Below are 24644 nucleotides of genomic sequence, written 5' to 3' on the forward strand. Positions count from 1 at the left end.
GATGGTAGTTGGGACTTTGTCCCTGTGAGAGTAGGACGTTGCCAGGCAAAACGAAGCACAACCTGATAAGGGTTGTGTTTTTTTGTGTTATCCGAAAGGACAACAGGTTGAAAATAAAAAATGGATTGAGAATCGTGCCCGTGTGGTGGTACTTTTAGAGAAAACGGTAACGAATAGGAGTTAATCGTGCCCTTGAAGCGTTTTTTTAGAGAAAGCGGTAACGAATAGCATCTATTCATGCCCGTTCAATGCCATTATCAGTGATAACGGTAACGAATAGCGATTAAACGGAATCAAACGCTATTTTTTTACTGATAATACAAAAAACGCATTAATTAAAGCGTTAAGAAGGATAAAAAAAATAGAATAGAGAAATCTGTTGGTAAGGAAGCTCAAATCAAGGAGGATAAATATTCAATGAAACTAGTAACGATTAAAAAAGAAGGCAAGTATGTGTTAGGAGTTAAAACTGAGAAAGGTCTAATTGACCTTGAAGAGGCGTTAAAAAAAAATCCTACTAATCAAGTACATACAAATATCATGGAGGTAATCGCGGGCGGAAAAGAAGCTCTTACTGCAATCAAGGACTATATTGCAAATCTGCCAATTGATAGCAAACCAAAGTATATAAAAGACGAAAAAGAAGTGGAGTGGGGACCTTGTGTCACGCAACCGAATAAAATTATTTGTATTGGATTAAATTATCGGAAACATGCTGACGAAACAAAGTCTCCCTATCCGGAAGTACCTATATTATTTAGCAAATTTAATAATGCATTAACAGGACATGAATGTGAGATAGCTGTACCAAAAGTGACCCAAAGGCTGGATTACGAAGTAGAATTAGGGGTAGTAATTGGGGAGGAAGCGAAGTATGTAAGTAAGGAAAATGCATTAGATTATGTATTTGGTTATTGTACCGCTAATGATTTATCAGCGCGTGACCTTCAAAAAAAGACACATCAATGGTTACTTGGAAAAACATGTGATGATTTCAGCCCTATAGGTCCATATCTTGTTACAGCAGATGAAATAACTGATCCTAACAATTTACAATTAAAAACATATGTGAACGGGGAAAAACGTCAAGATTCCAATACCTCGGATATGATTTTTTATGTAGATGAAATTGTCAGCTATATTTCTCAGCACATGACTCTCACACCGGGAGATGTCATTCTTACTGGAACTCCAGAGGGGGTTATCATAGGTTATCCACGGGAAAAGCGAGTTTACTTGAAGCCAGGTGATGTCGTAACGGTTGAAGTTGAAAAATTAGGAACACTAACCAATAAGTTGATTGAAGAATAACATTGAGGAAAGAGCCAGGCACTAAAACCTGCCTGGCCCTCCAATCAATTAGCGGCCCGTATATAAACTAAATACCTCATCCCAGCTCCATTTTTCATAATAGGAGCTCCCCAAACTAATATCTTTAAGCCAAATTGTTTTTCTCATTTTATAGGTTGGAGAAACCATCACATTTGCATTTTTTCTATCAGTTCTAATCCAAAATAGGTTATTCCTGACGATTTCTGGTCTGAAATCGCCATCCTTTTCTGAAGGAACAGTGAGTGGAGTTTGAGTGTTATCTGAAAGGTTTATCCTATATAAGCTTGGCAAGGCTCTTTGCTCCAAGTCCGCTGATCCATTTTCCATTGAACGCGAGACAACTATGGTTCGATTATTTTGCCAGGTAAAGTCACGATCTACATAGCCCCTTGGTGTATACAAGACCGTTTTCATAGATGGGAGTTTGATAACCTGCATTCTTTTATTGATGGTTGCTTCTCGGCCAACACCACTTACATATCCTAACAGCCCATTAAAGGGAGCCCATTGGAACCAAGCAGGTTCATTTAACATTTCATCTGCCATTTGAAATATTTTTCCGTTAGAGGAGAGGATACATAAAGTATTCCCGTCAGCCGATAGGGATGCGGTAGGAATTAACAGAAAGCTAATCCACTTCTTATCATTTGACCATTTAAATTCACTTGTAGAGGCAAAGATTTCATTTTCATCAATCTTAATGGTATAAAAATGGTTAATAATAGGCTTTTCTTTTTTTCTCAAGATAACTTTTGATAAAATAATATCTGAATCAAGTTTTGGACTTTTCTTTGTTGACACAAGCAAACCACTGCCAGTGGGCTGCCAAGAGAAATTTTCAATGTTTTTGGCTATAGGGATGAACAAGCCTAATTGGCTGGAATCTAAAATAAATAAATTCTTTACAACTTGGAAACCAATTTTATTTTCGTTCGGTGACCATTGGAAGTTATCATCAACATTTTCTTTAACCTTAAAATGTCGATTGCTCTTACTGTTGTAGAGCCAAAGGTCCATAACATCCCCTTCCTTGGCTCCCTTCAAATAGGCAACCCAGCTGCCATCGAATGACCATTTTGGATATCGTATATAGCCAGCATCAGAAATTCTCATTTCCTTATCCCTTATTTTTAGCCATAAATGATCTTTTCTTACAAAAGCTGCTTTCAGATTTTCCTTTGGTTCTGCTGATGCGGAAACTGGAAGGAAGATAAATATCGTAAAAATCAAGAAGAGAATCTTTTTCATTCGTACACCCGCCTAAAATATCTTTAAATCTAATATTTCCTAAAATAAGGAGAAAAATATGTTCAAAATTTTTATTGTTGAGGATGATAAACAACTTGTAACGCTGCTTGATGAACATTTACATAAGTTTGGCTTTGATACCCAGCCAGTGAATCAGTTTGATACGGTTTTAGAGCAATTTGAAAGGTATTCCCCTCACCTTGTCTTACTTGATGTTAATTTACCTAAATACGATGGCTATTATTGGTGCCGGCAAATTCGCAAAATATCCACCTGTCCGATAATCTTTATTTCTGCCCGAGAAGGTAAGATGGATCAGGTGATGGCGCTTGAGAATGGTGCTGATGATTATATTACAAAGCCATTTGATTACGATATAGCGGTAGCCAAAATCAATAGCCAGCTTCGTCGTGCATACGGGGAGTTCGCTAGTTCTCAAGGTGATCGATTCATCGATGTAGAGGGATTAAGACTAGATATAGAAAGACTAACTTTGAGTTATCAAAATCAAAAGATAGAAATCAGTCATACAGAGGGCAAGATTTTAGAAGAATTAATGAGGAGGTCTGAGAGAGTCGTAAGTCGTGACCGTTTGCTTGAAAAAATATGGGATGATCAAGTTTTTGTTGATGACAATACGCTAAATGTATACATTACACGCGTACGAAAAAAGTTGATAGAATTGAATATTGTGGATGCTTTGCAAACGATTCGTGGACAAGGATATCGTCTTTCACCTAATTGGGGGACACACTTTTGAAACTTTTCTTAAAGGAACAAATTCCCCTTATTATTATCTATATCACTCAATTAGTTCTTATCTTATTTGTTTTTTGGCTGGATGGGTACCGAAATTTTTCGATTAGCTTGTATGCAGGAATCCTCAGCGGCTGTTTGTTTATCGGGTATCTGATTTACAGGTATCTAACCCATCGAAACTTTTACAAGCGTTTAGAAGAACCACACACCCCTTTGGATGAAATTCCCGAGGCTGGTTCTAGGGCTCCATTAGCAGCAAGTCTACAACTGTTATTGAAAAGCCAATACCGTCAGTATCAAAATGGTTTACATCATCATCAGCATAAATTAAAGAATCATATTCAGTTTATTAATCAATGGGTGCATCAAATGAAAACCCCCTTGTCTGTTATTCATTTGATGATACAGGATGAAGATGAACCACGCTTCACGGCAATCGGTGATGAACTGGACCGTTTGAAAAAAGGGCTGGATATGGTGTTATATACAGCCCGCCTAGATGAATTTGAACATGATTTTTATGTAGAAATGCTCCCTTTAGAAAAGGTTGTACGCTCGGTTACCTCCAATCAAAAACGATTATTTATCCGAAATCGTGTTTTTCCTTCTGTAGAGGTGGATAAGAGTTTGATGATTGCCTCCGATGAAAAGTGGCTGAGCTTTGCCATCACTCAGATTGTTACGAATGCAGTGCGTTATACATCTGGAGATAATCGAAAAATTCACCTTAAAGGCTACAAACGGAGTACGAACGTTGTGTTAGAAATCGAGGATGAAGGAGTCGGAATTCCTAAGAGTGACCTACCAAGAGTCTTTGATCCCTATTTTACAGGTGAAAATGGCCGGAACTTTCAAGAGTCAACCGGAATGGGGCTCTTTCTAGTTAAGCAGATATGCGATAACCTCGGACATCAAGTGGAGATAGAGTCCACGGTAAATAAGGGAACAACTATCCGGATTATTTTTTAACAATCTACCTTACAATCTTGTAAGCTAACTGTAAGTTTAGGAAATGGTTAGGACCGCCTTTACAAGCTAGAATAAAGACAGGAAATAAAGAGCAGGGAGTGAAGGTCGTGTCTATCTTAACTGTAAAACAATTAGCAAAGATATATGAGGGAAAAGTGGCGCATAAAGCTTTAGAAAATATTAATTTTTCAATCGAAAAAGGTGAATTTGTCGGGATTATGGGGCCGTCAGGGAGCGGAAAAACGACACTGTTAAATCTAATCTCAACCATCGATCAGCCCAGTTCTGGTGAGGTATTAATCACCGGTAAAAATCCACATCAATTAAATCGAAAGGAAACAGCTCTTTTTCGCAGACATGAACTTGGGTTTGTCTTCCAACATTTTAATTTACTAGATACGTTAACCGTAGAGGAAAATATTGTCCTTCCACTAACGCTAGATGGAGTGAAGGTCAGTGAGATGGATAAAAAGCTTAATTATGTTGCGCAAAAGCTCGGGATTGATTCAATCTTAAAGAAACGCATATACGAGGTTTCTGGAGGGCAGATGCAAAGAACGGCAATCGCTCGGGCGATTATTCACCAGCCTTCGCTTATCTTAGCGGATGAACCAACTGGTAACTTAGATTCAAAATCTGCTAAGGATGTCATGGAAACCATTTCGACGATTAATAAAGAAGATAAGGCGACGGCCTTAATGGTAACCCATGATGCCGTTGCAGCGAGCTATTGTCACCGTGTTATTTTCATAAAAGATGGACAGCTATATAATGAGATTTACCGGGGAGACAATCGCCAGGCATTTTTCCAAAAAATCATCGATATGCTGGCACTGTTAGGGGGGAACAGACATGACCTTTCAACAGTTCGCCTTTAGAAACGTTATCCGCAATAAACGGACCTATGCCGCCTATTTTTTAAGCAGTGCATTTTCTGTGATGATTTTCTTTGTTTATGCTCTGTTTATCTTTAATCCGGATATTAATAAGGGTGTAACAGCTGCTGCAGCGATTGAATTAATGACAGCAGCTGAAGTGATTATGTATATTTTCTCCTTCTTATTTGTCCTGTATTCTGTCAGCACCTTTTTGAAATCTAGAAAGCGCGAATTTGGGATATTGATGATGCACGGCATGACGAGAAGCCAGTTGAACACTATGGTTTTTTTAGAAAATATGCTGATTGGCGTTGCCGCCATTATTACGGGGATTGGTACAGGAATCATCACAGGTAAATTGTTTTTGATGATCGGCTCGAGAATGATTGGGATTGAGTTACTGCCATTCTATTTATCAGGTAAAGCACTAGGATGGACAATCGGAGCCTTTTTAGTATTATTCCTATGTATTTCTATTTTTACCACTGCCTTGGTTAGGGTTAATAAGTTAATTGATTTATTTCAGGCAGGAGAAAGGCCTAAAAAAGAGCCAAAGGTTTCTAAGGTGCTTTCCATTTTGTCTGCAATATTATTAATCACCGGTTATTATTTAGCAGCAACAACCACGCTTCAAACGATGTTTATGCGAATACTTCCTGTTATTACAATGACCATTATCGGAACCTACTTCTTTTATACCCAGCTGTCGGTGTTTCTTACAAAATTGCTCCAGAAGAACCGATCATTATTTTGGAGAAAGACAAATATTATTACCTATTCAAGTCTTGCATACCGATTAAAAGATAATGCCCGGATGTTTTTCATGGTCACGATTGTTTCCACAGTCGCTTTTTGTGCGGTGGGAACACTTGCATCCATGAATGTGATGACTAAGGAATTTCGCGAGAATTATCCCGCAGCAATAAGTTATATTGCGAAGGGTGAACATCCTATCCACCAGCAAAACCTAGAACAAATCGAACAGGAGTTAAAAGAGAAGAAAGTAGATTATTCTACACTAAAAATTCCTATTAAATTTGTTGAAATAACTGATTCATCTGACGAATATGCACGCGAGTGGGTACCTGTAGTAGCTTTTTCTGACTATAAAAAGTCTTCAGAAATGGCTGGTTATACTTTTACGGAACAGGAGTTAACAGGGACTGAAGGCTTAGCCTTGCTAACATCGTCACTAGAGACCTTTGATCCGCAGACCTATACGTTAAAACAGGAGAAGATTAAGCTTCTTCAAAATAAAGAAACAGAACATGTTGTTTTTCCTTATCAAATTTTATTTAGTGAAGGTCTTGTGATTAGTGATGAATTGTTTCAAAAACTTTCAGCGGTAAGCACGGATACATTTACCGGCTTTTATACAGATGAGTTTGAAAAAACAGAGGGGATCGCCAATCATCTTGTAGAAGATGGAGCTGCTTATGCTCCTAGAGATGATGAGGCTATTGATTCAAAAGAATTCGCCTTAACCGTTAGCGGCACCTTATATAATCTTAAAATGAGCATGTATCGGATGAGTTTGTTTGTGGCCTTGCTTATCGGTGCAGTCTTCTTTATTGCAGCCGGAAGCTTCCTCTATTTCCGTCTGTATGCAGACCTAGAATATGATCGCCGCTTATATTTAACGATTAAGAAGGTGGGATTGACAGACGGGGAGCTTAACAAGATCGTAACGCAGCAGCTTGTCCTTCTTTTCTTTGTTCCCATCATCGTAGCAATGATTCACAGTGTTTTTGCATACATGGCATTGCAAAGCCTTTTCACGATGTCGATTGCAACGGAGATGATCATAGTCCTTGCATGCTTTTTTATTGCGCAAGTCATTTATTTCTTTTTCATTCGCCACAATTATTTAAGAAACCTGAAAAAAACGTTAATTTAGAAGGAAGAAGTGGGGGACCTGTCAAATTGGCAGGTCTTTTTTTAAATTAATGAAAAAGTTAATAAAAAGGGTTAAACTAACAAAAACGATATTAAATATGTGGAAGAGGAGGGTATTTGTGTTAGAGAATAGCTTTATGATGGTTGCGATTATCTTGGTTATCAATATTGTATATGTATCTTTTTTTACAATAAGAATGATTCTAACGTTAAAAGGTCAGCGGTATTTGGCGGCTTTTCTTAGTATGATTGAGGTCGTTATTTATGTGTTAGGCCTCGGTCTTGTTTTAAATAATCTTGATGAAATCCAAAATCTGATTGCTTATGCGATAGGTTATGGAATTGGGGTTATAGTCGGTATGAAGATAGAAGAAAAGTTGGCATTAGGCTATATTACGGTAAATGTGATTACAAAAGAATATGATAAAGAATTGCCTAAAGTGTTAAGAGAAAAAGGTTATGGTGTAACAAACTGGGAGGCGAATGGTCTAGAGGGGAATCGGATGGCCTTACAAATCTTAACACCTAGAAAATTTGAACTGAAATTATATGACTTGATTAAGTCGCTGGATCCAAAAGCCTTCATTATTGTCTATGAACCTAAGTCAATCCATGGGGGATTCTGGGTGAAATCTGTGAAAAGAGGGAAATTATTTTCATGAGTAAAAAGAAAATGCAATTCGAAGTACAGGAAAATGAAAGTATCGAAGCTTGTTTGGAGAGGATGAAAAAACAGGGGTATGTTCCGGTGCGCCGTACGGAAAAACCTATCTTTCAGGAGGTAGTTAATGGAAAAGAAACTTCCTACGAACCGGTTGGAAGGCAGATTGTATTTGAGGCTGTTAGTCCGGAGTAAAAACGAACGTTATTTTTAAAAGAAATAAAATCGTTCGTTTTTATTGACCATTTGCGCCTAAAATTGTAATATAAAGGTGTCAAAAAAATATATAACGTAACACCCTCGTATAATAATGGGAATATGGCCCATAAGTATCTACCCAATTACCGTAAATGATTGGACTATGAGGGGAAGTGGAAATGCCGGAAACGTTCACTCGTTTCATGGTCATTTACTGTGCCGATTTCAGCCCGGACAGACTACTTTCTCTCATTTCATGAAATTGGGGAAGTATCTGTTTTGGGCTTTTTATATTGGTAAAGTAAGAAAAGCGTACACGCTAAACAAAGGGGAGAGAACATGAATCCGATTGTGGCGGTAATTATGGGAAGTAAATCAGATTGGGAAACGATGAAGCATACCTGTGAAATCCTTGACAAGTTAGAAGTTCCTTATGAAAAAAAGGTGGTTTCAGCCCACCGTACACCTGATTTGATGTTTGAATTTGCTGAGAATGCTAGAGCAAGAGGCATCCAGGTAATCATTGCAGGTGCAGGCGGTGCCGCTCATTTGCCAGGTATGGTTGCAGCCAAAACCACATTGCCAGTGATCGGGGTTCCTGTTCAATCGAAGGCATTGAATGGAATGGATTCATTATTGTCCATCGTACAGATGCCAGCAGGCGTACCGGTGGCGACGGTGGCCATTGGAAAAGCTGGTGCAACAAATGCAGGGTTATTAGCAGCCCAGATTGTATCGATTAATGATTCGAAACTAGAAGAAAGACTAGAACAAGTTCGCTTGGAGTCTAAAAAGACGGTAATAGAAAGTAGTGATCAGCTTGTCTAATAAAACTATTTTACCGGGTCAGACAATAGGAATAATCGGCGGCGGCCAGCTGGGAAGGATGATGGCCCTTTCCGCTCGTGCAATGGGTTATCGAATCGCAGTCCTTGATCCAGTAGAGGATTCACCATGCGGGCAGGTAGCAGACTATAAGGTAGTTGGCGACTATGATGACTTAGATGCGATTAGGAACTTAGCCGCAGTAAGTGATGTCATTACCTACGAATTTGAAAATATTGATGCTGAAGCACTTGAATGGCTATGTAATCAAGCCTATGTGCCACAGGGTAAGAGTTTACTTGAAGTTACTCAGGACCGAGTGAAAGAAAAAGCTGCAATTGAAAACGCAGGTGTTCAAGTGGCACCCTATGCCGTGATCAACTCGCTTAATGATCTTAATGAAAATTGTGAACGTCTTGGCTATCCCGTTGTATTGAAAACAGCGCGAGGCGGCTATGACGGTAAAGGGCAATTTGTTCTTAAAGGACCTGAGGATATTGAAGAGGCTCAAGCGCTTTTAGTTAATGGCCAATGTATCTTGGAAAAATGGATTACTTTTACAAAAGAAATTTCGGTTATTATCGTTAGAAATTCAAATGGTGAAACAGCCGTATTTCCGGTAGGAGAAAATATTCATCGTGATAATATTCTCCACCAAACCATTGCGCCGGCACGTATTAGTAAACAAGCAGAGAACAAGGCAATTCAATCAGCAATACAGCTTGCGAATGCATTTGAGTTAGTTGGGACACTGGCGGTTGAAATGTTTTTAACAGCGGGGGACATCATTTACATAAATGAGCTCGCTCCTAGACCGCATAATTCAGGGCATTATACAATTGAAGCTTGTGAAACGTCACAATTTGAACAGCACATTAGGGCTGTGTGTAACCTGCCCCTTGGTAAGACAGAGCTATTAAAACCTGCGGTTATGGTCAATATATTAGGAGAGCATGTTCAAAACGTGTTAGAAAATATAACAAACGTAACAGATTGGAAAGTTCATTTGTACGGAAAAAAAGACCCAAAGGTAAAAAGAAAGATGGGGCATGTTACGATACTATGCGATTCTCTTGAGAGTGTAATCGAAGAAGTTGAAAAAACCTTAATTTGGGAAGAAAAAAGTTTGGAGGCCAAAAGATGATTGATCGTTATACAAGACCTGAAATGGGTGCGATTTGGACGGAGGAAAACCGCTTTAAAGCTTGGCTTGAGGTTGAAATCCTTGCCTGTGAGGCATGGGCAGAATTAGGTGAAATTCCGAAAGAGGACGTAAAGAAGCTTCGTGAAAATGCATCCTTTGATATTGAACGGATTAAAGAAATCGAAGAAGAAACAAGACATGATGTGGTTGCCTTTACTCGCGCAGTTTCCGAGACGTTAGGGGAAGAGCGGAAGTGGGTGCATTACGGTTTAACTTCAACGGATGTAGTTGATACCGCACTTTCTTACTTATTAAAGCAAGCCAATGCGATTATCCGTAAGGACCTTGAAAACTTTATTGAAATCCTAAAGAACAAAGCAATACAACATAAATTTACCGTCATGATGGGTCGTACACACGGCGTACATGCGGAACCGACCACCTTTGGATTAAAGCTCGCTCTTTGGTATGAAGAAATGAAACGAAACCTGGAGCGCTTTAATCAGGCAGCTGCTGGTGTTGAGTTTGGGAAGATTTCCGGAGCTGTAGGAACCTACGCTAATATCAACCCATTTGTTGAGCAATATGTGTGTGAAAAGCTGGGTACCCAGCCTGCACCAATCTCAACCCAAACCTTGCAGCGCGACCGCCATGCACACTATATGTCAACAATCGCTTTAATTGCAACTTCAGTTGAAAAGTTTGCCGTTGAAGTCCGCGGTTTACAAAAAAGTGAAACGCGTGAAGTGGAAGAGTTTTTTGCAAAAGGACAAAAAGGATCCTCTGCGATGCCGCATAAACGCAACCCAATTGGATCCGAAAATATGACAGGTTTAGCGCGTGTGATTCGCGGCTATATGATGACAGCCTATGAAAATGTTCCACTATGGCATGAGCGCGATATTTCACATTCTTCTGCAGAACGGATCATTTTACCGGATGCAACAATTGCCTTGAACTACATGTTAAATCGTTTTGGCAACATTATTAAAAACCTAACTGTCTATCCAGAAAATATGCTTCGTAACATGGACCGGACGTTAGGATTGATTTACTCCCAGCGTGTCCTCTTAGCGTTGATTGATAAGGGATTATCACGTGAAGAGGCTTATGATACGGTTCAGCCAAAAACAGCGGAATCATGGGATAATCAAGTACCATTCCGCGGTTTGATTGAAGAAGAGCCGAAAATTACAAGCCTGCTTTCAGCGGAAGAAATTGCAGACTGCTTTGATTACAACTACCACCTGCAGCATGTCGATACCATCTTTGGCCGATTAGGGTTAACCGATTAAAAAATGAATAGGGGGTGCATTAGCACCCTTTACTTATCTTGAAGATTCCCAATATTGCAATTTTAGGAGGCATTCTTTATGAGAGAACTTCTTTATGAAGGAAAAGCGAAACGAATTTTTAGTACCGATGATGAACAGACTGTTTTAATTGAATATAAGGATTCGGCCACAGCTTTCAACGGGCAAAAGAAGGCAGATATCACGGGTAAAGGCCGTTTAAACAACGAAATTACAAGTTTGCTATTTTTAAAGCTTAAAGACCAGGGAATTGAGTCGCATTTCATTAAAAGAATTTCTGAAACGGAGCAGCTGGTTAAAAGAGTAAGGATTATTCCGCTTGAGGTTGTCGTTCGTAATGTCGCAGCTGGAAGTCTTTCAAAGCGATTAGGAATCGAAGAAGGTAAAGAACTAACAAAGCCGCTCGTCGAATTTTATTTAAAAAATGATGATCTTGGCGACCCATTACTAACCACTGACCATATCTACGAATTGAACATAGCAACAAAAGAGGAACTAACCATCCTAAAAGAAAAAGCACTAAAAATTAATACAGTTTTATTAAGCTTTTTTACAGAGCTAGGCATTAATCTCATCGATTTCAAGCTAGAGTTTGGTAAGGACAATGAAGGCAAGATCCTATTAGCAGATGAGATTTCACCAGACACCTGCAGATTGTGGGACAAAAAGACAAATGAAAAGCTCGATAAGGATGTATTCCGTCGTGACCTTGGTAGTTTAACAGAAGCCTATGAAACCATTTTAGCCAGATTAGGGGGAAAACAGCATGTTTAAGGTAAAGGTATATGTCACGTTAAGAGAAAGTGTATTAGATCCACAGGGTAAGGCAGTAACTCATTCACTCCACTCATTAAATTATCCGGAAGTATCCGATGTTCGAATCGGTAAATATATGGAACTAACCCTTGAAAAATCAGAGCGTGACCTTGATGTAGTGATCAATGAAATTTGCAGCAAGCTATTAGCAAATACAGTCATTGAAGACTACCGTTATGAAGTAGAGGAGTGTGTTCCTCAGTGAAGTTTGCAGTCATCGTTTTTCCGGGGTCTAACTGTGATATCGATATGTACCATGCGATTAAGGATGAACTTGGTGAACAGGTTGAATATGTATGGCATGACACTGAGAGCTTAGATGAGTTTGATGGAATCTTACTTCCTGGCGGCTTTTCATACGGCGATTATTTACGTACAGGCGCCATTGCCCGTTTTAGTAAGGTAATGCCAGCAGTCGTAAAAGCAGCGGAAGCAGGGAAACCGATTCTAGGTGTCTGCAACGGATTTCAAATTTTATTGGAAGCAGGATTACTGCCTGGGGCCATGAGACGAAATGAAAGTCTATCATTTATCTGTAAACCGGTTGAATTAAAGGTAGTGAACAATCAGACGATGTTTTCAGCCGCCTACCGTGAAGGGGAAACCATTTCAATCCCTGTCGCTCATGGTGAAGGAAATTACTATTGTGATGAAGAAACGCTCGTTAAGCTCAAAGAAAATAATCAAATCGTTTTTACTTATCAAGATAACCCGAACGGAAGTTTAGAAGATATCGCAGGAATTATTAATGAAAAAGGAAATGTCCTCGGGATGATGCCGCACCCGGAAAGAGCCGTTGATGAGTTATTAGGCGGGGCAGATGGATTAAAATTATTTCAATCGATTGTAAGAAGCTGGAGGGAAGCAAATGTTGTTAAAGCATGAACCAAGACCAGATCAAGTAAAGACAGAAAAACTTTATCAGCAAATGGGCTTATCCGATGAAGAATTTACCCAGATTGAAAACATTCTTGGCCGGACACCGAATTACACCGAAACAGGCCTTTTCTCCGTAATGTGGTCTGAGCATTGCAGTTATAAAAATTCTAAACCAGTCCTAAGAAAATTCCCAACAACAGGTGAGCGTGTTCTTCAGGGCCCTGGGGAAGGGGCAGGAATTGTCGATATCGGCGATAACCAAGCGGTTGTGTTCAAAATCGAAAGCCATAACCACCCATCAGCCATCGAGCCATATCAAGGGGCGGCTACAGGTGTTGGCGGCATTATTCGAGATATCTTCTCAATGGGTGCTCGTCCAATCGCATTGTTAAACTCACTTCGATTCGGTGAACTTGATGAATCTGCACGAGTGCGCTACTTATTCAAAGAAGTTGTCGCTGGAATCGCTGGCTACGGTAACTGCATCGGAATCCCGACAGTTGGCGGCGAGATTCAATTTGAACCATGTTATGATGGCAATCCATTAGTAAACGCCATGTGTGTCGGTTTAATTGATCATAAAGATATTAAAAAAGGTCTTGCACAAGGTGTTGGCAATACAGTGATGTATGTTGGGGCGAAAACAGGCCGTGATGGAATTCATGGAGCTACCTTTGCTTCTGAAGAACTAACAGAACAATCCGATGAAAACCGCCCGGCGGTTCAAGTGGGCGACCCGTTCATGGAAAAACTTTTACTAGAAGCCTGCCTTGAGTTGATCCAGTCAGATGCGCTTGTAGGAATTCAAGATATGGGTGCAGCTGGTTTAACAAGTTCTTCAGCAGAAATGGCAAGTAAAGCTGGAATGGGTATTGAAATGAATTTAGACCTGGTTCCACAGCGTGAAACTGGTATGACTGCATATGAGATGATGCTTTCGGAATCACAAGAGCGAATGCTGATTGTTGTTAAAAAGGGAAGAGAGCAGGAAATCAAAGATCTATTCACAAAATACGACCTTGAAGCAGTAGCAATCGGTACAGTAACAGATGATAAAAAACTTCGTTTGCTGCAGCATGGCGAAATCGTCGCAGATGTCCCGGCAGATGCCTTAGCTGAGGACGCACCTGTTTATCATAAGCCATCAAGAGAACCCATTTATTATCAGGAATTCCAAGCATTAGAAGTAGAAGTCCCACAGGTTGCAGATTTGAATGAAACATTGAAACAAATTCTCAGCCAGCCAACAGTGGCAAGCAAGGAATGGGTATATAATCAATACGATTATATGGTGCGTACGAATACAGTCGTTTCACCTGGATCGGATGCTTCTGTTGTCAGAATCCGCGGAACTCGTAAAGCATTGGCGATGACGACTGATTGTAACTCACGCTATGTATTTTTAGACCCTGAAGTAGGCGGGAAAATTGCGGTAGCAGAAGCAGCACGTAATATCGTTTGCTCAGGTGCAGAGCCATTAGCCATTACGGATAACTTGAATTTTGGAAATCCAGAAAAGCCAGAAGTGTTCTGGCAGATAGAAAAAGCAGCAGATGGAATCAGCGAGGCTTGCCGTGTGCTGGAAACTCCAGTTATTGGCGGTAACGTCTCTTTATATAACGAAACAAGCGGAACAGCGATTTACCCAACACCGGTAATTGGAATGGTGGGCTTAGTAACAGATCTTGATCATATTACCACACAGAACTTTAAAACAAGTGGTGACCTTATTTACTTAGTTGGAGAAACTAAAGACGAGTTTGGAGGCAGTGAGTTACAAAAACTGCAAAACGGACGGATTTTTGGTAAAGCTCCTGAACTAAATATTCAACTAGAAAAAGAAAGACAGAATCAAGTGTTGGCAGCTATTCGTGCAGGAGTTGTTCAATCGGCACATGACCTTTCTGAAGGTGGTCTAGGTGTTGCGGTTGCTGAAAGTCTTTTTGGTGATGCTCAGCTTGGGGCGACTATCACGATTGAAGGTAACCCAGTAACTGCATTATTTAGCGAAACACAATCACGTTTCCTAATGACTGTGAAAAAAGAACATCAATCAGAGTTTGAAGGTATAGTAACTGCCAAATTGATTGGTGAAGTCAATGATACGGCCACATTAAAGGTAAATGCAGAGAATAACACGATTTTAGAAGCTTCAGTTAATGAATTAAAGGATGCCTGGAAAGGAGCTATCCCATGCTTGCTGAAATCAAGGGATTAAACGAAGAGTGCGGAGTCTTTGGTGTCTTTGGACATCCAGATTCTGCACAGCTTACCTATTACGGGCTTCATAGCCTGCAGCACCGTGGCCAAGAGGGTACAGGTATTGTTGTTTCTGACGGAGATAAGCTTAGAGTTGTGAAGGGTGAAGGGCTAGTTTCAGAGATCTTCACAGCGGACATGATGGAAAAATTAAAGGGTACTTCTGCGATTGGGCATGTTCGTTATGCGACAGCAGGGGGCGGCGGTTATGAGAACGTCCAGCCCTTGCTGTTCCATTCCCAAACTGGAAGTCTTGCTCTTGCTCATAATGGTAATTTAGTAAATGCCAATTTCTTAAAACATCAGCTTGAAGCACAAGGAAGTATTTTTCAAACAAGCTCTGACACAGAAGTATTAGCTCATTTAATTAGGAGAAGTGGTTATCCTCATTTGAAGGATCAGGTAAAAAATGCGCTTTCGATGTTAAAAGGAGCCTATGCCTATTTAATTTTAACAGAGAAGGAATTAATGGTTGCTCTCGATCCTCATGGATTAAGGCCACTTTCACTAGGCTGTCTCGGTGATGCCTATGTGGTTGCTTCTGAGACCTGTGCCTTTGATGTTGTGGGAGCAGAATACATCCGCGATATCAGACCTGGTGAATTATTGATCATCAATGAAGAGGGAATCACCTCAGAACAATTTGCGTTCAATTCAACTAAGTCGATTTGTACAATGGAGTATGTTTATTTTTCAAGGCCTGATAGTAATATCCAAGGAATCAATGTTCATACAGCCCGTAAAAACATGGGGAAAAGATTAGCGGTAGAAGCACCGATTGAAGCAGATGTAGTAACGGGAGTTCCAGATTCCAGTATTTCTGCAGCAATTGGATATGCGGAAGCTGCGGGTATTCCGTATGAGATGGGATTAATAAAAAACAAGTATGTAGGCAGAACCTTTATTCAGCCAACCCAAACGTTACGGGAGCAGGGAGTAAAGATGAAATTATCTGCTGTTCGTGGGGTTGTTGAAGGAAAACGTGTCGTAATGGTTGATGACTCAATCGTTCGAGGAACGACGAGCAGACGAATTGTTAACCTGCTAAAAGAGGCAGGAGCGAAAGAGGTACACGTTGTTATCAGTTCTCCGCCGATTAAAAATCCATGTTTTTATGGGATTGATACATCATCGAAGGAAGAATTAATAGCCTCAGATAAATCAGTGGAAGAAATTAGAGAGCTGATTGGAGCAGATTCCTTAACATTCCTAAGTAAAGAGGGGATGGTAGGAGCGATTGTCAAAACGGAAGGAACAGAAGGTTTTTGCCTCGGCTGCTTTACAGGTAACTATCCAACAGAAATTTATCCAGATACACTCCAATATTATTATCAAAAATAGGAGGGACCATCATGGCGAACGCTTATAGAGAAGCAGGGGTAAACATCGAAGCAGGTTACGAGGCTGTTGAGAGAATGAAAAAGCATGTACAAAAAACAGCCAGATCTGGTTTGTTAGGCGGGTTAGGTGGATTCGGCGGAATGTTTGACCTATCAGCGCTTAACCTAAAAGAGCCTGTTCTTGTCTCAGGAACAGACGGTGTAGGTACTAAGCTTATGATCGCTTTTTGGATGGATAAGCATGATAGTATTGGTATTGATGCTGTTGCGATGTGTGTCAATGATATCGTCGTCCAAGGGGCAGAGCCTTTGTTCTTTTTAGATTACATTGCTTGCGGGAAGGCTGAACCTGAAAAAATCGAGGCAATTGTAAAAGGAATTGCAGACGGTTGTGAGCAGGCAGGCTGCGCACTCATTGGCGGAGAAACAGCTGAAATGCCTGGATTATATAGTGAAAGTGAATATGACCTAGCTGGATTTACGGTTGGTGCTTGTGAGAAATCCCAATTGATTACGGGGGAAAATATCAAGCCAGGCGATGTGCTGATTGGCTTAGCTTCGAGTGGAATTCACAGCAATGGTTATTCACTCGTGAGAAAGGTATTTAATAACTGGGCGTTAACAGAATACGTTGACGAGCTTGGCTGCAGTTTGGGCGAAGAATTATTAAAACCTACAAAGATTTATGTGAAACCGGTTCTGTCCGCTTTAAAAAAGTTTGAAGTTAAAGGAATGGCACATATTACCGGTGGTGGTTTTATTGAGAATATCCCTCGGATGCTTCCGAAGGGTCTTGGAGCAGCGATCTATGAAAAAAGCTGGGAGATTCCACCGATTTTTAATCTAATCACTACGGTTGGACAAATTGAACCGCAGGAGATGTATAACATCTTTAACATGGGTATCGGCATGGTGATGGCCGTTGATAAGAATATCGCCGCAGATTTAATGGATCATTTAAACCAATCAGGGGAAACTGCTTATGAAATTGGAGTGGTGACAGAGCAAGAAGGAATTGACCTAGGTGGCCGCAAATGAAAAAAATAGCTGTTTTTGCCTCGGGAAGTGGAAGCAATTTTCAAGCAATGATTGATGTTGTGAAAACTGGAGAACTAGAAGCGGACATAGCTCTGCTCATAAGTGACAAACCTGGAGCCTTTGCGATCAAGCGTGCAAATGCTGCGCATATTCCTGCTTTTACTTTTTATCCAAAAGAATATAGCTCAAAAGAAGCCTATGAAGAGGTTATTTTGGAGAAATTAACAAGCTTTGGTGTAGAATTTATTGTACTTGCAGGCTATATGAGGCTAATAGGTCCAACATTATTAAGGAAATTTTCTGGAAGAATTGTTAATATCCATCCTTCGCTTCTTCCTGCCTTTCCTGGTAAAGACGCGATTGGTCAGGCGCTGGAGGCAAAAGCGAAATGGAGTGGAGTTACCATTCATTTTGTTGATGAAGGAATGGATACTGGACCCGTTATTGTCCAAGAACGAGTCCAGCTCAGTGAAAAGGAAACAAGAGAAAGCCTGCAGCAGAAAATACAAAATATCGAGCATAAGCTTTATCCATCTATCTTGCAAATGCTGTTAACGAGAGGGGAAGTTAAAAGTGACGAAAAAGCGCGCACTTATTAGTGTTTCTGATAAAAATGGTATTTCTGAGTTTGCTAAAGAATTAGTCAGCTTAGGGTTTGAAATTATTTCAACGGGCGGAACGAAGAAAGCACTTCAAGAACAAGGTATTCCTGTCCTTGGTGTTAGTGATGTAACCGGCTTTCCAGAAATATTAGAAGGACGTGTAAAAACGTTAAATCCGTTCATTCATGGCGGCTTACTTGCAAAGCACGATGATGAACAGCACCAAAAACAGCTTGAAGAGCACAGCATTGATCCCATTCAAATTGTTTGTGTGAATCTTTATCCTTTTCAACAAACGATTGCAAAGCCGGATGTAACAACTGAGGATGCAATTGAAAATATTGATATCGGCGGTCCAACGATGTTACGTGCTTCAGCAAAAAATCATCAATATGTAACCGTGGTCGTTGATCCAGCTGACTATAACCAGGTAATTGCGGAATTAAAAGCAGAGGGTAGTACAACGCTTGAAACACGCAGAAAGCTTGCGGCAAAGGTTTTCCGTCATACAGCAGCATATGATGCCCTAATTGCTGAATATATGACAGAGCTTGCACAGGAAGAAACACCTGAAAAATTAACCGTTACATATGAGCTGAAGCAGTCGCTCCGTTACGGGGAAAATCCACATCAAAAAGCTGCTTTTTATAAAAAACCACTTGGTTCAACGTTCTCCATTGCGAATGCAAAGCAGCTTCACGGAAAAGAGCTTTCTTATAATAATATTAATGATGCAGACGCAGCTTTGCAGATTGTAAAGGAATTTACCGAGCCTGCAGCTGTTGCAGTAAAACATATGAATCCTTGTGGCATCGGTACTGGAACCAATAGTTTTACTGCCTTTGAAAAAGCATTTGCTGCAGATCCAGTTTCTATTTTTGGTGGAATAATTGCCTTTAACAGCGAAGTGGATGCAGAAACTGCTGTCAAACTCTATGGGATTTTCTTAGAAATCATTATTGCTCCTTCCTTCACAGAGGAAGCATTATCCATCCTAAAGGCGAAAAAGAATCTGCGTTTATTAACAATTCCATTTTCTGGAGCAAAGAAACCAGAGATGAAGCTGACTACAATTGAAGGCGGACTGCTTGCACAAGAGCAGGACACATTTACGTTAGATAATGCGGAGATTAAAGTAGCTACGAAAAGACAGCCGACTGAGCAGGAATGGGAAGCATTAAAGCTGGGCTGGAAAGTAGTCAAGCATGTGAAATCGAATGCTATTGTCGTAACGAAAGAAGACATGACAATTGGAATCGGTGCAGGACAAATGAACAGGGTTGGCGCTGCAGAAATTGCTTTAAAACAAGCAGGTGAAAAAGCAGCAGGAGCGGCACTCGCCTCTGACGCCTTCTTCCCAATGGATGATACGGTAGAAGCCGCAGCGAAAGCAGGAATTACCGCGATCATTCAACCAGGCGGTTCCATTCGCGATGAGGATTCCATCAAAAAAGCGGATGAATATGGAATTACGATGGTATTTACCGGAGTCAGACATTTTAAACACTAAAATGATGAGGTGAGATGTGTGAAGGTTCTAATCATTGGTCGAGGCGGAAGAGAACATGCTCTGTGCCGGAAGGTAAGTGAAAGCACGCTGGTTGAAAAAGTATTTGCAGCTCCTGGTAATCACGGAATGGAAGATGTTGCAGAACGTGTTTTGATTGACGAAAGTAATCATGAACAACTTATCCAATTCGCAAAGGAACAGGAAGTTGGTCTTACCATCATCGGACCAGAAGTTCCCTTGCTAGAAGGATTAGCCGATAAATTTGAAGCTGAAGGTCTAGCTGTATTCGGACCGCGAAAATTGGCAGCTGAAATCGAAGGAAGCAAATCGTTTGCAAAGGAAATCATGAGAAAGTATGAGATTCCTACTGCTGATTATGCTGTATTCACTAATTATCAAGAAGCAAAGCAATATATTGAAGAAAAAGGTGCTCCTATCGTTATAAAGGCAGATGGATTAGCGGCTGGAAAAGGCGTTACGGTTGCCTTAACTTTAGAAGAAGCCTTACAAAGTACCGAAGAAATGCTGGTTGGTCAAAAATTTGGTGAAGCTTCAGCACGCGTGGTAATTGAAGAGTTTTTGGACGGTGAGGAATTTTCCCTTATGGCGTTTGTGAATGGGGAAGTGGTGATACCGCTGGAAATCGCTCAAGACCATAAACGTGCCTTTGATGGTGATAACGGTCCAAATACAGGTGGAATGGGTGCTTATTCTCCAGTTCCTCATATTCCGAATGAGACAGTTGAGACCGCAATTGAAACCATCCTTAAGCCTGCTGCGAGGGCTATGGTTCAAGAGGGAAGAAGCTTTTGTGGAATCTTATATGCAGGTTTAATTGCTTCAGATAAAGGTCCAAAGGTCATTGAGTTTAATGCCCGCTTTGGAGACCCGGAAACACAAGTGATTTTACCAAGATTAAAATCCGATTTGGTTCAGACCATTTTAGAGGTTTTAGACGGCGGTACACCTGAGCTCGTTTGGGATGAACAAGCAATGGTTGGCGTTGTAGTGGCAGCCAAAGGATATCCAGAGCAATATGAAAAAGGTGCTGTTCTAAAAGGATTAGCGGACTTTTCAAATGAAGTATATACCTTTCATGCAGGAACCAATAAAAACGAGTTAGGTGAATTTGTTACTGATGGAGGCAGGGTTCTCTTGGTAGGTGCAAAATCTGAAAGTTTGAAGGATGCGCAGGATACTGTCTACAGGGAGCTCGAGAAATTATCATGTGACGGTGTTTTCTATCGTAAGGATATCGGCTCGAAGGCTATCGGGCGCGTCTCTTATTAGAGCGTCGGATAAATACAAATAGAAGTGCAACAATACCGCCGATAAAGCTGATTAGACATACCTGGTAAATATTACCAATATATGTAGCGTTACCTTCCTTTTAAGGGCTGACCAACTAAGGTCAGCCCGCTTTTTTTATGCTAATCGTTACCGTTGCTCCCGAAAAATTGAGGAAAGGGGCACGAATAGCGACTATTCTTTACCGGAAACCTCAAAAAGTCGAGGAGAGGGGCACGAATAGTGATTATTCGTTACCAGAAACCTCAAAAATACGAGTAGAAGGGTACGAATAGCATTCAAGCTAATCTTTATTGCGAAATTAAGATGGATTGTATGGCAAAACCTCATCACCATCAATATTGCTTGAGCCGTCGCCAAGGGCAAGCGGTGTTTGCTGTTCCATTTCTTGATATCTTTCAAATAAAGCGGTAACCGGGCAGAAACGAACAATTCCCTCAGCAACCTTCATCGCACCACAAATGGCTATGAACAAATAAGAGTCTCTCCATGGAAACTTCACCATTTTGGCCGTACTCCAAGAAAGCACTGTAAGACCAATCGTAATCCTGATTAATGCGTTCAAAATTCCAATATTCTTCGTTATATTCATTTTGTTCACTCCTTCACAAAAATTTTACAGTCATTATCCAATTCTTTAATGCTTTAAACAGTAATATATGATAGTATAAAGTTAAATTCATTTTTGTAAGGGCTTTCTTTACTTTTAAATCAACATTCTTAATAGATAGATAGCTTCTAAGAAAGGGAGGGGTATCGTATGCTGGAACAACGTTATCGATGGAAAAATAAACATTTACGCATGCATGTATCCGTTTTAGATGGGAAAACTTCACCAACCATTTTGTTAAAAAATGCCTTATATTTAAATCAAATATTTCGCCAGTGGATGCGCGCAAATATTTGGATATATGAAGACCGGATTGTATATGTTGGCGAGAATTTGCCGCCGAAATTGGATAACTGTGAAATCATTGACTGTACAAATGAAATTCTGGTTCCAGGTTATATCGAGCCGCATGCCCATCCTTTTCAATTATATAATCCCCATACTCTGGCGGCCTATGCATCCCAGTTCGGAACAACAACCATCATTAATGACAACATGTCGTTGGTTATGAATTTGAAGAAAAGGGAAGCGTTTTCTTTATTAAAGGACTTACGTTCCATCCCAACAACTATGTTCTGGTGGTGCCGGTTTGATCCGCAAACTGAAATTTTAAATGAAGAGGATGTTTTTTCACATAGCAATATTAAGTCTTGGTTAGAGCATGACGCAGTTCTACAAGGCGGCGAGCTGACTGGCTGGCCTAAATTGTTAGACGGCGATGATATGATGCTGCACTGGATTCAAGAGACAAAAAGGCTGAATAAAAAGATTGAAGGGCATTTTCCAGGGGCATCGGAGAAAACATTAGCTAAATTGATGTTGTTAGGAGCAGATAGTGACCATGAGGCAATGACAGGTGAAGAAGTATATAACCGCTTAATGCAGGGATATATGGTTTCATTGAGATATTCCTCCATTCGTCCAGACCTGCCGGATTTACTTGATGATATGAAACGATTAGGAATACAAGCCTATGATCGGTTAATGTTTAACACAGACGGTTCAACATCTACTTTTTATGAGCAAGGAATCAATGATCAGATGATTCGGATTGCCATTGAAAAAGGTGTACCGGTAATTGATGCCTATAATATGGCCACAGTTAATATCGCCCGTTACTACAACATTGACCATCATCATGGGAATATTGCAACTGGCCGTGTAGCGAATATCAACTTCTTATCAAGTATTGAAAATCCAACACCTCATTCTGTACTAGCAAAAGGGAAATGGGTAAAACGGGACGGACAAATGGTGGACGCTTACCACTCCGTTAATTGGAATGATTATGGACTTAAGCCTATGGAACTGGACTGGAACTTAAGCGTTGACGATTTACAATTTTCCATGCCATTTGGGATAAAAATGGAGAATTCAGTTATTACCAAACCATATTCCATTGCGATTGATGCTTCAGGCGAAGATTTGTCAACCGCCCACGATGAATGCTTCTTCACGCTGCTAGATCGGAATGGCAAGTGGAGGATTAATACATTGTTAAAGGGATTTGCAACCAATCTTTCTGCACTCGCAAGTTCATTTTCCAATACAGGTGACATTATCTTAATTGGAAAAAATAAACGTGATATGATTGCTGCCTTTGATAGAATGAAGGAATTGGGCGGTGGTATTGTCATGGTTGAGGAAGAGCAGGTTGTATGTGAGGTACCGCTCCGGCTTAATGGAATTATGTCAAACCTCCCGATTAAGGATTTAATAGAGGAAGAAAAGAAATTGCTTGTGGAATTAAGAGAGCGTGGATATTCCTTCTCAGATCCGGTTTACAGTTTGTTATTTTTTTCGGCTACTCATTTGCCCTATATTCGAATTACCCAACAGGGAATGTATGATGTAATGAACAAAACTGTACTCTTTCCGTCGATAATGCGTTAAAATGTAAAAGTAAAAAAGAAAAGCGAATGCGCCTTGCCCCGAGCCTCTAGGCGCTGCAGCTAGACAGATATATATAAGATAAACTCGATTTCTTAGAGAATAGAGATAGGAGTGTACGCGAAGATGAAGAAATGGGCTGTTGCAGCAACAGCAGTTCTTTTACTGCTCTCTGGGTGCAGCGATAAAGAAAAGGCGAATGGACCAAAAGAGCCTGTAAAAGAAGTGGTACAGGAAGAAGTAGAGAATGAAATACCCTACCATTACCCATTAACTGGAGTGGGTTCAGACACGGAGACAGATGGCAGGGCAGTGGCGGTTATGGTAAATAATCATCCAAAAGCAAGACCGCAATCTGGCTTACACAAAGCCGATATTGTTTATGAAATTCTAGCCGAAGGTGATGTTACCCGGTTCCTTGCTGTTTTCCAAAGCGAAAAACCCGAAAATATTGGACCTGTTCGAAGTGCAAGAGACTATTACATTGATCTTGCAAAAGGTCTGAATGCTCTTTTTATAGCGCATGGCTCCAGTGAAGAGGCACAAAAAATGCTCGAACGTGACTATGTTGATAATTTAAATGGAATGGTCTATGACGGTACACTTTTTAAAAGAGCAAGCTTCCGGAAAGCACCCCATAATTCCTATATTACGTATAAAAATGTTTTAAAAGGTGCAAAGGAAAAGAAGTACTCGATGGATCAGACTCCACCTGAATTTACATTTTTAACAGAGGATGAAAGTAAATCGTTAACGGGGGATGAAGCGAAATCGGTCAGTATTTCATATTCCGCCAGTGGTGTTTTCAATTCGATTTACGAGTATGATGCTTCAATTGGAAAATACAAACGCTATTCTGATGGGGAGCAAACCATTGATTATGAGACGAAAGAGCCCATTTTGTTAGATAATCTGTTCATTATTGAGACTACTCATCAAGTCATAGATGAAGTTGCTCATAAAGAAATTGATTTAGAATCAGGTGGATCAGGTTATTTACTGCAAAAGGGTAAAGTAATGGAAGTAGAATGGAAAAATGATAACGGAGTAATCGTTCCAGTAAGAAATGGCGAAGTTGTACCGTTTGTTCAAGGAAAGACTTGGGTCAATGTGGTTCCAACGAATCCTGGTCTTCAATCAAGTGTTTCATTTAATGTAGACTAATACTT

23 protein-coding genes and 1 riboswitch are annotated in these 24644 nt (G+C 40.3%); of the genes, 21 read left to right on the forward strand and 2 right to left on the reverse strand.

Going from position 1 to position 24644, the window contains the following annotated elements:
* Positions 1-417: 417 nt before the first annotated feature.
* Positions 418-1311, forward strand: a complete 894-nt coding sequence (locus tag MLOOGBEN_RS16150) for a fumarylacetoacetate hydrolase family protein (RefSeq protein WP_179159300.1) — start codon at positions 418-420, stop codon at positions 1309-1311.
* A 48-nt stretch (positions 1312-1359) separates the two neighbouring features.
* Here the strand turns inward: MLOOGBEN_RS16150 and MLOOGBEN_RS16155 are convergent, their stop codons facing one another.
* Entirely contained in the window at positions 1360-2580 is a 1221-nt protein-coding gene (locus MLOOGBEN_RS16155; protein WP_179159301.1) for a hypothetical protein, read from the reverse strand.
* Positions 2581-2638: 58 nt separating this feature from the next.
* On the opposite strand from MLOOGBEN_RS16155, the gene MLOOGBEN_RS16160 reads away from it, so the two are divergent.
* From MLOOGBEN_RS16160 to purD, 18 genes are all read left to right on the forward strand, one after another.
* Positions 2639-3340, forward strand: coding sequence for a response regulator transcription factor (locus MLOOGBEN_RS16160; RefSeq protein WP_179159302.1), 702 nt, complete (start codon positions 2639-2641; stop codon positions 3338-3340).
* Positions 3337-4308: a HAMP domain-containing histidine kinase gene (locus MLOOGBEN_RS16165; protein ID WP_179159303.1), complete on the forward strand. Its 972-nt coding sequence runs from the start codon at positions 3337-3339 to the stop codon at positions 4306-4308. The genes MLOOGBEN_RS16160 and MLOOGBEN_RS16165 overlap by 4 nt, the downstream gene beginning before the upstream one ends.
* Before the next feature lie 107 nt (positions 4309-4415).
* Positions 4416-5186, forward strand: coding sequence for an ABC transporter ATP-binding protein (locus MLOOGBEN_RS16170; RefSeq protein ID WP_179159304.1), 771 nt, complete (start codon positions 4416-4418; stop codon positions 5184-5186).
* On the forward strand, positions 5161-7083 hold the full coding sequence (locus tag MLOOGBEN_RS16175) for an ABC transporter permease (protein WP_179159305.1): 1923 nt from the start codon (positions 5161-5163) through the stop codon (positions 7081-7083). The genes MLOOGBEN_RS16170 and MLOOGBEN_RS16175 overlap by 26 nt, the downstream gene beginning before the upstream one ends.
* Positions 7084-7180: 97 nt before the next feature.
* Positions 7181-7744, forward strand: coding sequence for a DUF2179 domain-containing protein (locus MLOOGBEN_RS16180; RefSeq protein ID WP_464871283.1), 564 nt, complete (start codon positions 7181-7183; stop codon positions 7742-7744).
* Positions 7741-7938: an NETI motif-containing protein gene (locus MLOOGBEN_RS16185; protein ID WP_179159306.1), complete on the forward strand. Its 198-nt coding sequence runs from the start codon at positions 7741-7743 to the stop codon at positions 7936-7938. Before MLOOGBEN_RS16180 ends, MLOOGBEN_RS16185 begins: the two co-directional genes overlap by 4 nt.
* Positions 7939-8023: 85 nt before the next feature.
* A riboswitch (purine riboswitch) is annotated at positions 8024-8125 on the forward strand.
* 155 nt (positions 8126-8280) lie between these two features.
* Positions 8281-8769, forward strand: a complete 489-nt coding sequence (gene purE, locus MLOOGBEN_RS16190; protein ID WP_179159307.1) for a 5-(carboxyamino)imidazole ribonucleotide mutase — start codon at positions 8281-8283, stop codon at positions 8767-8769.
* Positions 8762-9910: a 5-(carboxyamino)imidazole ribonucleotide synthase gene (purK, locus tag MLOOGBEN_RS16195; RefSeq protein WP_179159308.1), complete on the forward strand. Its 1149-nt coding sequence runs from the start codon at positions 8762-8764 to the stop codon at positions 9908-9910. The genes purE and purK overlap by 8 nt, the downstream gene beginning before the upstream one ends.
* Positions 9907-11205, forward strand: a complete 1299-nt coding sequence (purB, locus tag MLOOGBEN_RS16200; RefSeq protein ID WP_179159309.1) for an adenylosuccinate lyase — start codon at positions 9907-9909, stop codon at positions 11203-11205. Before purK ends, purB begins: the two co-directional genes overlap by 4 nt.
* 78 nt (positions 11206-11283) lie before the next feature.
* The gene (purC, locus tag MLOOGBEN_RS16205; RefSeq protein WP_179159310.1) at positions 11284-11997 is read left to right on the forward strand and encodes a phosphoribosylaminoimidazolesuccinocarboxamide synthase; all 714 of its coding nucleotides are present in this window, start codon (positions 11284-11286) and stop codon (positions 11995-11997) included.
* Positions 11990-12244: a phosphoribosylformylglycinamidine synthase subunit PurS gene (purS, locus tag MLOOGBEN_RS16210; RefSeq protein ID WP_179159311.1), complete on the forward strand. Its 255-nt coding sequence runs from the start codon at positions 11990-11992 to the stop codon at positions 12242-12244. Before purC ends, purS begins: the two co-directional genes overlap by 8 nt.
* Positions 12241-12924 (forward strand): phosphoribosylformylglycinamidine synthase subunit PurQ, encoded by a 684-nt coding sequence (gene purQ / locus MLOOGBEN_RS16215; RefSeq protein ID WP_179159312.1) that lies wholly within the window; start codon positions 12241-12243, stop codon positions 12922-12924. The genes purS and purQ overlap by 4 nt, the downstream gene beginning before the upstream one ends.
* Positions 12908-15136: a phosphoribosylformylglycinamidine synthase subunit PurL gene (purL, locus tag MLOOGBEN_RS16220; RefSeq protein ID WP_179159313.1), complete on the forward strand. Its 2229-nt coding sequence runs from the start codon at positions 12908-12910 to the stop codon at positions 15134-15136. The genes purQ and purL overlap by 17 nt, the downstream gene beginning before the upstream one ends.
* Positions 15112-16518 carry an amidophosphoribosyltransferase gene (purF, locus tag MLOOGBEN_RS16225; RefSeq protein ID WP_179159314.1) on the forward strand — a complete coding sequence of 469 codons (1407 nt, stop codon included), beginning with the start codon at positions 15112-15114 and terminating at the stop codon, positions 16516-16518. The genes purL and purF overlap by 25 nt, the downstream gene beginning before the upstream one ends.
* 11 nt (positions 16519-16529) lie before the next feature.
* Positions 16530-17555 (forward strand): phosphoribosylformylglycinamidine cyclo-ligase, encoded by a 1026-nt coding sequence (purM, locus tag MLOOGBEN_RS16230; protein ID WP_179159315.1) that lies wholly within the window; start codon positions 16530-16532, stop codon positions 17553-17555.
* A complete protein-coding gene (gene purN, locus MLOOGBEN_RS16235; RefSeq protein WP_179159316.1) occupies positions 17552-18154 on the forward strand; it encodes a phosphoribosylglycinamide formyltransferase in 603 nt (200 codons plus the stop codon). The genes purM and purN overlap by 4 nt, the downstream gene beginning before the upstream one ends.
* Entirely contained in the window at positions 18129-19667 is a 1539-nt protein-coding gene (gene purH / locus MLOOGBEN_RS16240) for a bifunctional phosphoribosylaminoimidazolecarboxamide formyltransferase/IMP cyclohydrolase (RefSeq protein ID WP_179159317.1), read from the forward strand. The genes purN and purH overlap by 26 nt, the downstream gene beginning before the upstream one ends.
* 18 nt (positions 19668-19685) lie before the next feature.
* Positions 19686-20957 (forward strand): phosphoribosylamine--glycine ligase, encoded by a 1272-nt coding sequence (gene purD / locus MLOOGBEN_RS16245; RefSeq protein ID WP_179159318.1) that lies wholly within the window; start codon positions 19686-19688, stop codon positions 20955-20957.
* A gap of 319 nt (positions 20958-21276) precedes the next feature.
* Here the strand turns inward: purD and MLOOGBEN_RS16250 are convergent, their stop codons facing one another.
* Positions 21277-21567 carry a YgaP family membrane protein gene (locus MLOOGBEN_RS16250; protein WP_179159319.1) on the reverse strand — a complete coding sequence of 97 codons (291 nt, stop codon included), beginning with the start codon at positions 21565-21567 and terminating at the stop codon, positions 21277-21279.
* Positions 21568-21735: 168 nt separating this feature from the next.
* Here MLOOGBEN_RS16250 and MLOOGBEN_RS16255 point away from each other — a divergent pair, with 168 nt between their 5' ends.
* Both MLOOGBEN_RS16255 and MLOOGBEN_RS16260 read left to right on the forward strand, forming a co-directional pair.
* A complete protein-coding gene (locus MLOOGBEN_RS16255; protein ID WP_179159320.1) occupies positions 21736-23478 on the forward strand; it encodes an adenine deaminase C-terminal domain-containing protein in 1743 nt (580 codons plus the stop codon).
* A 123-nt stretch (positions 23479-23601) separates the two neighbouring features.
* Entirely contained in the window at positions 23602-24639 is a 1038-nt protein-coding gene (locus MLOOGBEN_RS16260) for a DUF3048 domain-containing protein (RefSeq protein ID WP_179159321.1), read from the forward strand.
* The last annotated feature ends 5 nt before the right edge of the window (positions 24640-24644 follow it).

Source organism: Bacillus sp. EB106-08-02-XG196, from assembly GCF_013396335.1.
Taxonomy (GTDB): domain Bacteria; phylum Bacillota; class Bacilli; order Bacillales; family Cytobacillaceae; genus Neobacillus.